The organism is Corynebacterium rouxii (assembly GCF_902702935.1).
Classification (GTDB): domain Bacteria; phylum Actinomycetota; class Actinomycetes; order Mycobacteriales; family Mycobacteriaceae; genus Corynebacterium; species Corynebacterium rouxii.
This window is the reverse complement of record NZ_LR738855.1, coordinates 1,280,312-1,291,726: the sequence shown is the minus strand read 5'-3', so window position 1 is coordinate 1,291,726 and position 11,415 is coordinate 1,280,312. Positions and strand designations below refer to the sequence as shown.

Sequence of the window (11,415 nt, the reverse complement as noted above, 5' to 3'; positions counted from 1 at the left end):
GCGAATAAAGGTTGTTGCCGTTGTTGCCAGTTGTTGCCACCACTTGTTGCCAAGAAAACCCCAGTAAAAACCGCCTTTTAACAACTAAAGGCAACAAGGCAACAACTAATCAACAAGAAAAGAAAAATAAAGGGTTTAAGGGCAACAACAACCATACAGCCCTTAAAAGCCTTAAATCAGACCATCTAATAGAACTTGCACATTAGTTGTTGCCTTGTTGCCAAAACACACCCACAAGAAAGACACCACCAATGGACGAAAAACACATCGAACAACAACTCACACAACACGTCAAAAACCTCGGAGGAATAGCACTAAAACTCACAACACCAGGAACCGCAGGAATACCAGACCGACTCATCCTCCTACCGAAAGGCCACATAGGATTCATCGAGCTCAAAGCACCCAACAAAAAACCACGCCCCCTACAACAACACCGAATCAACCAACTCCAACAACTCGGCTTCCACGCAACCTACATCAACCACCCAAACCAAATCCGAAACGCCATCCATGAAATACAAACCACATAACTACCAACAATTCGCCACCAACTTCATCGAAACCCACACACAAGCAGCAATCTTTCTTGGCATGGGCATGGGAAAAACCATCATCACCCTCACAGCCCTCAACAACCTCATCACCGACCGATACGCAACCACAAAAGCACTCATCATCGCCCCACTACGAGTAGCCAGAGACACATGGTCCAACGAACAACAAAAATGGGACCACCTCAAAAACCTCCGAATCAGCATCATCGTCGGCAACACCACCACCAGACGAAACGCACTCAACACAGACGCAGACATCTACATCATCAACAGAGAAAACATCCCCTGGCTCGTCAACGAACTCGGCAACACATGGCCATTCGACACAGTCGTCATCGACGAACTATCCAGCTTCAAAAACCACAAATCAAAACGCTTCAAAGCACTCAAAACAAAACTCCCACAAATCCACCGCATCATCGGCCTCACCGGAACCCCCGCCCCCAACAGCCTCGAAGACATCTGGGCCCCATTCCGCCTCATCGACGAAGGCAAACGACTCGGAAAATACCTCACCCACTACCGCAACCGGTACTTCCTCCCAGACAAACGAAACGGAGCACAAATCTACTCCTACAAAATCCGCCCCGGAGCAGAAGAACAAATCTACAACCTCATCAAAGACATCACCGTCTCCATGCGAACACAGGACTACCTTGAACTACCACCACTCACGATCACCACCGAACACGTCCACCTCAACCAAAAAGAACAAAAAATATACAACCAACTCCGCGACGACATGATCACCACCATCGAAAAAGACATCATCGACGCGGGCACAGCAGGAACACTATCCAACAAACTCCAACAGCTATCTTCCGGAGCGATATACACCGAAAACGGTGTTAATACCGTCCACGAACAAAAACTCGACGCACTAGCCGACATCATCGAACAAGCCGCAGGAAACACCGTGCTCGTCGCTTACTGGTTCAAACACGAACTAGACCGGCTAAAAGAACGATTCCCAACCGGAAGAGAACTATCCAGCAGCAAGGACATGTCAGACTGGTGCGCCGGCAACATCCCCATAGGGTTCATCCACCCAGCAAGCGCCGGGCATGGCCTCAACCTCCAAACAGGAGGACACATCATGGTCTGGCTAACAACACCATGGTCACTCGAACTCTACGAGCAAACCAACGCCCGCCTCTTCCGCCAAGGGCAAACCGAACCTGTCAGCATCATCCACATCAACACAGTAAACACCATCGACGACGACGTCATGGCAGCACTGGAGCGGAAAGACACCACACAATCCGCACTCATCAACGCAGTCAAAGCGCAACTAGGAAAGGACACACAATGAGCCGACCGATTAATCCAGGCGCACCAACATCAAAGAAGGCAGACTTGACCGACGAATTCCAATTCAGACAAACAGCCACTGACCTCTTCTACAGATACGCCAGACTCGATCAAGCGAAAACCACAGCAACGCCCTCACCGGAAATAAAAAACAGTGGGGGCGCCTTTGGCCCCAAACCGCCCGGAAACACCGCAGCCGTTGACCTCGACCACGACCTCTGCACCGAGCTATACGAGATGGTGTGCAACGCCATCGAAGAAATCCAACCCACAGTCATTATGCACAAGCACGGCCCGCGCATGGCTGCGTGGCTGCGCTGGCACGCCGACGAGTGCACAAGACTCGACTGGGCAGACGACCTCCACGACCTCATGCGTGTTCACATTCGGCGCATTGACCGGCTCATTAACCCAGTCGAGCTCAGCGAGATCATCGGTCGCGACGAGCCTTGGCAGCTTGGGACCGTGATTATTGACCAGTTGAACCAACTAGGCCACAGGTATGTGGTGGAGGATCTGTACACGTGGGCTTACCGTGGGCATATCAGGACGAGGAAGCGGGCAGCGAGGGCAACATATCTGTTGTCCGAGGTTGTTAACTATCTGGAGACTAGACAGCTGACAGAATAAGACGTATAATCGACGCGACGACGCTGCTATGCGCTCGAAAAATACGAACCCCCACACCACACAAGGTGATGGGGGTTTACTCATATTCAGTGTCCTTAGGTCAACTGGTAGAGCAACGGTCTCCAAAGCCGTAAGATGCACGTTCGAATCGTGCATGGTACGCAAAGACGGGGGAGGTGAGCCAAATGGGATTGCATATTGTCACTGGCCCGCCAGCTGCAGGTAAAACAACATTCGTTGATGCTCACCGTACCGATGGGGATATTGTCATTGACTTCGATGCGATAGCCAACACCATTGCGGGCAAGCCGGCTAGTAATCATGAGCACACGCGGCAAGTGGTCGCAGCAACGAAACTCATGAGGCAAGCCGCCATAGATCACGCCCTCACTAACCCTGAGGCAACGATCTGGATCATCCACACCAAACCAAGCAAGACAGTGCTTAGCACCTACCGTCAACGCGGGGCGGAAATCCACGTGATCGACCCAGGTAAACAAACAGTGATGCAACGCTGCAAACAACAACGCCCACCATATGTTCTGAAGATCGCAGCAGACTGGTATGAAGCAACCGAAAAAGCGAACACCACCAGACGTGGCTATGGGGCAACGCACCAAAAAAACCGGCGCAGGCTCCTAGCCCAACACATCGACGGAACACCATGCGAACACTGCGGCAAACCAATGTACAAAGACCCTCAAAGAAACTTCGATCACGCACCACTAGAAGCCGACCACCCCGAAGGTAAAGAACAAGCCCGCATGGGGACGCAAGCACAGAAGCGCACCAACCATGCCACACGCCTATTGCACAGGCGCTGCAACCGTCAGCTAGGGGTAAAGGTACGCAATGAGCTCAACGGACACACACAAGGCAGCACAGCGCCGGACACAGGCTTCCAGTGGGCATAGGCACCCCCACCCCCCCCCGAAAATCTTAGAGGGTACCCCCATTTGACTCACCCTGCTTGGTCCTTGAGTCATTCCTTCTCTCTCCCCTTATTGAACAATTGTTGCAAATGGGAGGGCTTTTTGGGTGCGTTCCAGCTTGTAAAATGTGGTTTGACCTGCTATTATCGATGGAAAGGCCACTGCGAAAGTTGTAGCTTTATTTCCCCTCCCACGGTGTTGTGGTGAGGGGCTTTTTCATGCCCACGTGGAGGTGGTGTTGTGTCTCGGATTGATGATGAGTTTGAGCGCTTGTGTGGTGGGCGTGATTTGAATGCGTTTGATCGTGAGGCTGTCATGGCTGTGGCGGGTTTGACGGTGAAGGTGCGTGATGCCCGTGACGCGGTTGAGCGTGAGGGGCTGTTCATTGATGACGGCAGGGGGTTTCCTGTTGAGCATCCGGCGTTGGTGATTGAGAAGCGGTGTTCTGCTGAGATTCGCGGCTGGGTTAAGGATCGCCCTGATTTGTTTGGTGAGCGGAAGCAGAAGCGGGAACGTAAACGGCCTGAGTTTAAGGTTGTGTGATTGGTGAGGGGGTTGGTCATGGATCGTCTGATTGGTTGCCAAACCCCACGTCTCGCTTCACCTGTTGAAGGTGATACTGCTCGCGGTGATAAGGCTGTGGAGTTTGCTCGCTGGTGTGGAATGACGTTGTTCCCATGGCAGGAGGATCTGCTGCGGGATATGTGCCGAACCCGTGAGGATGGGCTGTGGTCTTATCGTGAGTCCGTGGTGATCGTTCCTCGTCAGAATGGTAAGGGTGAGGTGCTTGTGGCTCGTGAGCTTGCTGGTGTGTTCCTTTTCGGTGAAAAAAGCATTCTTCACACGGCTCACTTCCTTGATACCGCTGTTGATGCCCGTGACCGACTGTGGGACTTCATCGAAAATAATGATGATCTCATGTTTTGGTGGGAGGGCGAGCACGATGGCACCCCGTGGATCGTGAAAACCAACGGGAAAGAGGGGATCAAATTTCCGAACGGTGCGGAGATTAAGTTTCGTACCCGCACGGAGAAAACCGGTCGTGGCTTGTCGATCGATCTGCTTGTGTTCGATGAGTGTTTTAATCTTCCGGATCAGATCAGTTCGGCGATTTCAAAAACTACTCGCGCTAAGGAGAATGCGCACACGGTTTATATTTCGTCTCCTGTGGATCAGGAGGCGCATTTTCATGGGCGTGTGTTTTCTGCCCGCCGGTGGGCTGGCATTGATCATGCTGAGGGTGTGCTTTTTCGTGAGTGGTCTGCTGATCCTGATGAGGTTGATCCTTTTAGTGATGAAGCGATGATTATGTCGAACCCTTCGCTGGTGACGGGTGGGTTTGGTGCGTCGTTGTTGGATTTGCAGGCTGATGCTCGGGCTGCGAAGAACTCAGAGGTGCTGTTCAAGTCGTATGTGGTCGAGTCCTTGGGTTTTGGTAATTGGGTGCCGCGTGATGGTACGGCTGTTGATGAGTTCGTGCCGATCATTGACTATGAGGAGTGGCGGAAACTTCAATCCCCACTGCCCTCATATTCGGAAACGTGCTTGTCGGTTGATGTGACCCCTGATGGTGCAGCGGCATCAATGGTGATGGGTTTGCAATGCGACGGCTTCACATATTTGGCGTTGTCCCCTGGGCAGGATTTTGACCGTGATGTTATTGCGGATAGCACGTTGCGTAATGCTGAGGCGCATGATCCTGTGGCGATCCCTCTTGATCCGTCTGGGCCGTGTTCGACGTTGGTTGATGTACTGCGAAAACGTGGCATGGAGCCTGAGGTTGTGACCGGTGGGAAAGTCTCCCAAGCCTATGAGCTGTTCTTAACCATGATTCGCGAGAAGAAGATTCGTCATGATGGGGATGATCGGTGGGTTGAGGCGTTGCGGGTTGCGGGGGAGCGGTCGAAGAACGGCAGGTTTAGGAGCCTTGACCGTTATTCCGGTGACGTGACGTGCCTTGTTGCTGCGTCGCTTGCGGTGTGGGGTTTGGTTGAGTTCGCTACCCCTGTCGCGGTGGCTGATGAGGTGAAGATCGTGAAGAAGAACGTGGCTAAGGCTCGTGCGATTCGGGCTGTCAAGGCCCCTGAGATGATGTTTTAGGAGGTGTGCTAAATGAGTGAGCTTCGTGAGGTTGGGCATGCCCGTGCTGTGGGGAACAGGGCGTTGAATGAGGATAATCCGGATTTGCGTTTTCCGAATTCGGCGCGTGTGTATGCCAAAATGGGTCGTGAGGACGCGCAGGTTCAGTCTCTGATTAAGGCTGTGATGCTTCCTATTCGTCGTGCGAATTGGTGGGTCGATCCTAACGGTGCCGATGAAATAGTGACTGCGCATGTTGCTGGTGATCTTCGTATGCGGGTACTTGGTGAGGATCTGCATGCCCCTATGGGGGCTGCTGGTGGGCGTGTGTCGTGGGATATTCACCTCGCGCAGGTTCTGCGGTCGTTGCAGTTTGGGCACATGTTCTTTGAGCAGGTGTATCGACCAGGTAATGATGGGCGTGAGCATTTGCATAAGCTTGCCCCACGCTGGCCTGGGACAATTAACCAGATCAAGGTCGCTGACGATGGCGGGCTGGAGTCCATCACCCAATTAGCTGGCGGGAAACGCGTTGAGATTCCAGTTAGCCAGCTTGTCGCCTACGCCTATGATGATTTCGGCGGCCAGTGGTTGGGTAATTCGATTCTGCGCCCCGCATATAAGCACTGGGTTTTGCGTGACAGACTTATTAAGAATGAAGTTAACGCGCTTGACCGCAACGGCATGGGCATCCCTGTTTATACCGGCTCCGATGTTGCAGAGAACCAAGAAGAGGACTTGGCCAGTGGCCAGTTGATCGCTGAGCAGTTGCGGGTGGGTGAGCGTGCTGGTGCGTCGATTCCCGCTGGCGCGAAGCTCACCCTTTTGGGCATGTCTGGGCAGATCATGTCACCACGTGAGGCGATCACCTATCACGATGCAATGATCGTGAAAGCATCGTTGGCGCACTTCCTGAACCTTGAGGGCAAGAGCGGCTCGTATGCGCTTGCTGACACTCAGAGCGATTTTTTCATCCAGAATTTGCAGACCACCGCTGAGTGGATCGCCGATGTAGCAACGCAACACATCGTCGAGGATCTGGTGAAGTTCGCATTCCCTGACCATGAGGGGCCTATGCCTCGGATTGTGGTTGATCCGATTTCTGCGAAGAAGGAATTGTCTGCGACTGATTGGAATGATGCGGTCCGGTCTAAGACGATCATCATGGATGGCCCTACCGAGAATCATTTCCGGCGCACGTTCAACGTGCCAGCTAAGCAGGATCTGGAAGAGGCATTGCTCGGGAAGAAGAAACGACAGGAGTTGGAGCAGGAGCTTGGGGTGTCGTTGACGTCTTCCCCTGAGTCTCAGATGCCGGTGGGGTCGCCTGAGGCTGTGACTGCTGCGAATGCGTTTTTGAGTGCGTGGAATGCGCGGAAAGCTGGGAGGGATATTCGTGAATGAGATTTTAATTTATGGCGACATTGGCTATGAGGTTGTAGCTAAGAATGTTGTCGCTAGTTTGGAGCAGTGCGACGGCGGGCCGGTGACGGTGCGCGTCAGCTCCAACGGCGGTGATGTTTATGAGGGCATCGCAATCATGAACGCCCTGCGCTCATATGCGGGTGAGGTGCTGGTGGTGATTGATTCGATTGCTGCGTCGGCTGCATCGTTCATCGCTATCGGCGGTGGCGATCGTGTTGTGATCCGCCCGAATGCGGAGCTGATGATCCACAAGGCGTGGACGATGCAGGTCGGTAATGCGGATGAGTTGCGTGCGGGTCTGCCTGATTTGGATCGGCAGGATGCGAAGATCGCCGCGATTTATGCCGAAAAAGCTGGAGGGGATCCGGATCAGTGGCTGGAGATTATGTCTGCTGAGACGTGGTATTCGGCTGATGAGGCTTTGGCTGCTGGTTTGGTTGATGCGGTTGAGGATGCGCGTGTGTCCGCGTCGGTGCGCGCCCCCGTGCTTGCGAAGTCTCGGGTGCGTAACCGGTATTCGGGGCGTGCGGTTGCCCCACCCCCGATGGTGGTTAATAACGATATCCCCGATGGGGGAGGAAAGGAGGGGACTGTGAGCGCCCTTGAAGAGCTTGCGAACACGTTTGGTGTTGAGGTGGATGACTTTAAGAACAGGTTGTCCGCCTTTTTTAATTCTGAGGTTGAGGTCACTGCCCCGATGGTGTTGACCTATCCAGATGAGGTGACTGTGATCCCAACCGGCAACGTTGAGATTGCGCCGGAGTCTGATCTGCCTGATGGTGTGACCGTGGAGGCCACTGTGGGCGAGGGGTTCACCTCTGAGGTGAGCGCCGAGGGGAAGGTCACCGTTCGCGCTGGTGATGGGGTGAAGGTTGGTGATTCCACTGATGTGGTGCTGACGTTCCCTGATGGTGCGGAGACCACGGTGAAGGTCACGGTTGTGGCTGCTGACGATGGTGAAGATACTGCGCCTACACCTGCGGCTGACCCTGGTGTTCCTGTTGATCCTGTGGCTGAGGCTGAGGGTATGAAGATAGTGCCGTTGGCGTTCTATGAGGAGCTGATGGCCGCTTATGAGAATCAGGCTGCTGTGATCGCTAAGAACGCTGCTCGTGATCGTGATGATGAGATCACGGGTTGGATCAATGAGGGGCGCTTTGCTGCTGCTAAGCGTGCTAAGGTCGCCGCAGATTATGACCGTGATGTGGTCATGTGCCGCGAGACGTGGGGTTCTTTGCCGAAGGGTTCTATCCCACGTAATGAGCTTGGTAGTGGTGTTGATCCGTCGTTGGTGGAGACGGGTGTTCCGTCTTCTGCTGATCTTTTGGAGCTGGCGGAAATCCGCCGAAACAACAAATAAGTAAGGGGACTTTTTATGTCTAATCCAACTTTTCGTTCTGGCCCGATCACTTTTGAAGCTGGTCAGAAGCTTGAGCCTTCCACCCTAGTGAAGATCGACGGCGGTAAGGCTGTGCCCGCTAGTGCGACTGGCGCGGTTTTCGGTGCTGTCACCGAAAAGGCTGATCCTGTGAACACTGCGAAGCCTAATGCGATTGCGATTCATTATGGCCCTGCTGCCGTGAAGCTGACCGCTACCGGCAAAGCTGAGGACATTAAGGCCGGGGATGCTGTGTATGCCGCTGTTGGCGGAAAGGTCGCTAAGACTGGCACCGTCAAGGTTGGTGTTGCTGCCGCTGACGGTGCCGGTGGCAAGGTCCTGACCATTCTGAATCTGCTTCCAGTGAGCGCCTAGCTCACTCCCTCTTGATAGGAGAATAAAATTATGGCTGAGCTTGTAACCTCTGCTTTTGATAAGCTTTCCGGCCTGACCGTTGACGAAATGCTGGCTAACCCGCATTTCCTCCCCGATCAGCTGCTGGAGTCCACTAACGGCGATGAGTTCTATCGCTTGTTTTTCCGCGATGTAAACTCCCCATCTAATCTGGTGGGGTACCGCGAGCTTGCACCTGATTATCTTGAGGATGATGTGCAGCGTGTCGCCGAATTTGGCGAGATTCCCGTTTCTGATCCTCACGTGAGTGATGAGAAGGTTCTGCGCCTTGATAAGTTCGGTATCGCACTGCGTGTGTCGTGGGAGCAGAAGAACGACAACGACACTGATGCAGTTGTGCGTGAGTTGACTGCGCGTCGTAACACGGTGCTGCGCGCTAAGGCCCGTGGTGCTCTGGCTGCTTTTGATGCTGCTAACTTGCAGACCTATAAGGCGAAGGAAAAGTGGGATGCACCTGGTTCTGATCCGTCTGCAGATTTCTTCAACGCTGAGGCGATGATTCTCGGCGCTGAGGACGGCAACGGTCACTACTACGACTACGCGCCGAACGTCCTGCTGATCCACCCAATGACCCTGAATCTTCTCAAGCGTAACGAGAAGGTCCAGTCCAAGTATGTTGGTGACATGGCGCATGCGAACCCATTGTTTAGTGGTGTTGCGAACGAAAACCTGCTGTTCGGTGGCGTGCAGGTTGCTGCGTCTCACTTCGTGCCGAAGAATACCGCGTATCTCGGTGTGCAGGGTCGTGCTGGTTTCATGGCTCAGCGTGAAGCTGAGTGGATGTCCGACTTCTACGAGGAGCGCGGTAATTCTTCCCGTGGTGGCGCGAACATGTCTTGGCGCTCCGATTATGTCCACCGCCGTGGCTTCGCTGTTGATGCACCGAAGTCTGTTGTGAAGATCACTGGTCTCACTAGCTAAAAAGGGTGGCGGATTATGCAGGTCGTTTTGAAATGCGCTTTCGATATTCCCAGCATGGGTTTGCGGCTTGCGGGGACTGTCGTCGATGTTGCGGGTGAGGATCTTGAGGTTATGCGCCGGCGTGATGTGATCGCCGGTGAATCCTCTGAGGTTGAGCCTGAACCGGTGGTGGTTCCTGAGCCTGATCCTGTGGAAGAACCCGTGTCTGAGACTCCGGTGAAGAAGCCGTTAAAGTCCGCTGGTATCGACGCTTGGCGTGTATTTGCGACGGGGCTGGGTATCGATGTTAAGGGTTTGAAGAAGCCTGAGATTATCGCAGCTGTTAACGCTGTGAGTTAGGAGTGTGAGGCGTGAGCATTATCAATGTTGAGCCTTTGGATGTGATGAAGCGCCTCGCAATCGAACCTGATCACAATGGGCAAAAACGCTTAGGTGTGCTCATTGAGGATGCTGAGGCGTTGATCGTTGAAGCGTTCGGTAGGCGTGGGCGCAGCTTCTCGCAAGAGTATGCCACGTTTGAGTGGCTGCAATCAGCTGCTAGGCGTGTGGTTCTTGAGATGGTGTCCGCTGCGGTCATCATTGGCGGGAACGTCGGGCAGCGCTCCGCAACGTCTACTACTGGCCCGCAATCGGATTCTGTGACGTGGGCTGACGTTAATTCAGTGTCGTGGGCTGGCGTGAAGCTCACCCCTGAGCATTTAGCGGCGCTGGGATTGTCTGGTGGATTGCCACGTGGGCGTTTCCCTGAGCCTTTGGGCTGGCCTGAAAGGACGGTGCATGAATGGAAAAGGTGATTCGACGCCCTGACCCTGTGTTCGTGAACGGGTTTCCCGTGGGTACGGTGGAGGAGACTTTCTTCGCTGATGTTTCTCCGATGGGGGCGACAGCATTCGATGATCAAGGCGACGGCATCAACGGTGGCAACACGCGGCAAGTTCAGGTGCTTGCGGCTGCTGGCACCCCGATCAATGAGGGTGATGAGCTTGTGATCCGTGGCCTTTCCTACCGCGTAATCCACATTCCGTGGGATTGGTCGACGGGGCGAACCCCTGTGCTTGCGTCTCATCGCCCACGCATGCAGATCATCGCGGAACGGGGTGAAGCATGAGCATGGAGATCAAGTTTGATGATGCTGCGATCATGGAGGCTGTGCGCCGCGCTCATGCTTCGACGATCGCTGAGGTGACCGCGAAGGTGGCCGGCGAGATCCACGAAGATGTTGAAGTGCTCACCGAAACGGGTGTTAACGATAATGGTCGCCCGTATGGGCTTGTCACCATTGCTGAACCCCACGGCCTGCTGCTGCAAGCAAAACACGGGTATTTGACGAAAGCCGCGTCTGCCGCTGGGTTGACGGTGCGTCCCTATGGTGGTGATGAATGATGTGGATGAAAAGAGACGCTGCTGAGCTCGTCCTTAGTCGTCTGCGTCGCGCATTCGACCCCGTGGACATTATCTCCGACACTCTTCCGCCTAAGTGGACTCCCCGCGACGGCCCACGTGTGGTTGTGGTCTCCGATGGTGTTCCTTATTCCTCACGTGGATGGACGCGTGAGGTTGTGAGGATCACAGTGCATTGCGGTGACCTGCGGACCGCTAACCGGATGCTCAACATGATTGACGGGCATCTCACTAAGCCCACCTCAACGGGGTGGGCTTTTTCTATTAAGCCTGCGACTAATCGTATTGTTCGCCCCGATTCCCGTATTGGTGGGTTTGTCGCGTCGGCTGCGTTTAATGTCGCAACGAATCGAAAGGTGGCCTAACA

At 54.0% G+C, this 11,415-nt stretch carries 16 protein-coding genes and 1 tRNA gene; all 17 read left to right on the top strand.

From position 1 onward, the window contains the following. The first annotated feature begins 23 nt into the window (after nt 1–23). The 17 genes from CIP100161_RS06430 (at nt 24) to CIP100161_RS06350 (ending at nt 11,413) form a co-directional block, all read left to right on the top strand. Complete coding sequence (locus CIP100161_RS06430; protein ID WP_155872905.1) at nt 24–206, top strand: hypothetical protein; 183 nt, start codon at nt 24–26, stop codon at nt 204–206. 45 nt (nt 207–251) lie between these two features. Continuing rightward, nucleotides 252–533: a VRR-NUC domain-containing protein gene (locus CIP100161_RS06425; RefSeq protein WP_088246196.1), complete on the top strand. Its 282-nt coding sequence runs from the start codon at nt 252–254 to the stop codon at nt 531–533. Further along, on the top strand, nt 514–1,869 hold the full coding sequence (locus tag CIP100161_RS06420) for an SNF2-related protein (protein WP_155872903.1): 1,356 nt from the start codon (nt 514–516) through the stop codon (nt 1,867–1,869). Before CIP100161_RS06425 ends, CIP100161_RS06420 begins: the two co-directional genes overlap by 20 nt. After that, a complete protein-coding gene (locus CIP100161_RS06415) occupies nt 1,866–2,498 on the top strand; it encodes a hypothetical protein (protein ID WP_232053115.1) in 633 nt (210 codons plus the stop codon). The genes CIP100161_RS06420 and CIP100161_RS06415 overlap by 4 nt, the downstream gene beginning before the upstream one ends. Before the next feature lie 89 nt (nt 2,499–2,587). After that, nucleotides 2,588–2,660, top strand: a tRNA-Trp gene (locus tag CIP100161_RS06410). Between the two features lie 23 nt (nt 2,661–2,683). Beyond that, nucleotides 2,684–3,412, top strand: a complete 729-nt coding sequence (locus CIP100161_RS06405; protein ID WP_155872901.1) for an ATP-binding protein — start codon at nt 2,684–2,686, stop codon at nt 3,410–3,412. 258 nt (nt 3,413–3,670) lie between these two features. Continuing rightward, nucleotides 3,671–3,973, top strand: a complete 303-nt coding sequence (locus tag CIP100161_RS06400; protein WP_155872899.1) for a terminase — start codon at nt 3,671–3,673, stop codon at nt 3,971–3,973. Between the two features lie 18 nt (nt 3,974–3,991). Beyond that, on the top strand, nt 3,992–5,530 hold the full coding sequence (locus tag CIP100161_RS06395) for a hypothetical protein (RefSeq protein WP_232053114.1): 1,539 nt from the start codon (nt 3,992–3,994) through the stop codon (nt 5,528–5,530). Between the two features lie 12 nt (nt 5,531–5,542). Continuing rightward, nucleotides 5,543–6,913, top strand: a complete 1,371-nt coding sequence (locus CIP100161_RS06390; RefSeq protein ID WP_174775774.1) for a phage portal protein family protein — start codon at nt 5,543–5,545, stop codon at nt 6,911–6,913. Further along, entirely contained in the window at nt 6,906–8,294 is a 1,389-nt protein-coding gene (locus CIP100161_RS06385; RefSeq protein WP_166443154.1) for a head maturation protease, ClpP-related, read from the top strand. Before CIP100161_RS06390 ends, CIP100161_RS06385 begins: the two co-directional genes overlap by 8 nt. Before the next feature lie 15 nt (nt 8,295–8,309). Next, nucleotides 8,310–8,687, top strand: a complete 378-nt coding sequence (locus tag CIP100161_RS06380; protein WP_155872894.1) for a hypothetical protein — start codon at nt 8,310–8,312, stop codon at nt 8,685–8,687. Between the two features lie 30 nt (nt 8,688–8,717). Further along, nucleotides 8,718–9,647, top strand: a complete 930-nt coding sequence (locus CIP100161_RS06375; protein WP_155872892.1) for a phage major capsid protein — start codon at nt 8,718–8,720, stop codon at nt 9,645–9,647. Nucleotides 9,648–9,662: 15 nt separating this feature from the next. Then, entirely contained in the window at nt 9,663–9,986 is a 324-nt protein-coding gene (locus tag CIP100161_RS06370) for a hypothetical protein (RefSeq protein ID WP_155872890.1), read from the top strand. 11 nt (nt 9,987–9,997) lie between these two features. Next, nucleotides 9,998–10,441, top strand: coding sequence for a Gp19/Gp15/Gp42 family protein (locus tag CIP100161_RS06365; protein ID WP_232053113.1), 444 nt, complete (start codon nt 9,998–10,000; stop codon nt 10,439–10,441). Then, the gene (locus CIP100161_RS06360) at nt 10,429–10,755 is read left to right on the top strand and encodes a hypothetical protein (RefSeq protein WP_232053111.1); all 327 of its coding nucleotides are present in this window, start codon (nt 10,429–10,431) and stop codon (nt 10,753–10,755) included. Before CIP100161_RS06365 ends, CIP100161_RS06360 begins: the two co-directional genes overlap by 13 nt. After that, on the top strand, nt 10,752–11,030 hold the full coding sequence (locus CIP100161_RS06355; protein ID WP_155872888.1) for a hypothetical protein: 279 nt from the start codon (nt 10,752–10,754) through the stop codon (nt 11,028–11,030). The genes CIP100161_RS06360 and CIP100161_RS06355 overlap by 4 nt, the downstream gene beginning before the upstream one ends. Further along, nucleotides 11,027–11,413 carry a hypothetical protein gene (locus CIP100161_RS06350; RefSeq protein ID WP_155872886.1) on the top strand — a complete coding sequence of 129 codons (387 nt, stop codon included), beginning with the start codon at nt 11,027–11,029 and terminating at the stop codon, nt 11,411–11,413. Before CIP100161_RS06355 ends, CIP100161_RS06350 begins: the two co-directional genes overlap by 4 nt. Nucleotides 11,414–11,415: the final 2 nt, after the last annotated feature.

What these genes read in the sequence shown, in the direction of transcription:
- CIP100161_RS06370 (WP_155872890.1), top strand. Translation starts at nt 9,663, where the DNA reads ATGCAGGTCGTTTTGAAATGCGCTTTCGATATTCCCAGCATGGGTTTG.
- CIP100161_RS06375 (WP_155872892.1), top strand. Translation starts at nt 8,718, where the DNA reads ATGGCTGAGCTTGTAACCTCTGCTTTTGATAAGCTTTCCGGCCTGACC.
- CIP100161_RS06425 (WP_088246196.1), top strand. Translation starts at nt 252, where the DNA reads ATGGACGAAAAACACATCGAACAACAACTCACACAACACGTCAAAAAC.
- CIP100161_RS06405 (WP_155872901.1), top strand. Translation starts at nt 2,684, where the DNA reads ATGGGATTGCATATTGTCACTGGCCCGCCAGCTGCAGGTAAAACAACA.
- CIP100161_RS06395 (WP_232053114.1), top strand. Translation starts at nt 3,992, where the DNA reads ATGGATCGTCTGATTGGTTGCCAAACCCCACGTCTCGCTTCACCTGTT.
- CIP100161_RS06355 (WP_155872888.1), top strand. Translation starts at nt 10,752, where the DNA reads ATGAGCATGGAGATCAAGTTTGATGATGCTGCGATCATGGAGGCTGTG.
- CIP100161_RS06350 (WP_155872886.1), top strand. Translation starts at nt 11,027, where the DNA reads ATGATGTGGATGAAAAGAGACGCTGCTGAGCTCGTCCTTAGTCGTCTG.
- CIP100161_RS06380 (WP_155872894.1), top strand. Translation starts at nt 8,310, where the DNA reads ATGTCTAATCCAACTTTTCGTTCTGGCCCGATCACTTTTGAAGCTGGT.
- CIP100161_RS06420 (WP_155872903.1), top strand. Translation starts at nt 514, where the DNA reads ATGAAATACAAACCACATAACTACCAACAATTCGCCACCAACTTCATC.
- CIP100161_RS06390 (WP_174775774.1), top strand. Translation starts at nt 5,543, where the DNA reads ATGAGTGAGCTTCGTGAGGTTGGGCATGCCCGTGCTGTGGGGAACAGG.
- CIP100161_RS06360 (WP_232053111.1), top strand. Translation starts at nt 10,429, where the DNA reads ATGGAAAAGGTGATTCGACGCCCTGACCCTGTGTTCGTGAACGGGTTT.
- CIP100161_RS06415 (WP_232053115.1), top strand. Translation starts at nt 1,866, where the DNA reads ATGAGCCGACCGATTAATCCAGGCGCACCAACATCAAAGAAGGCAGAC.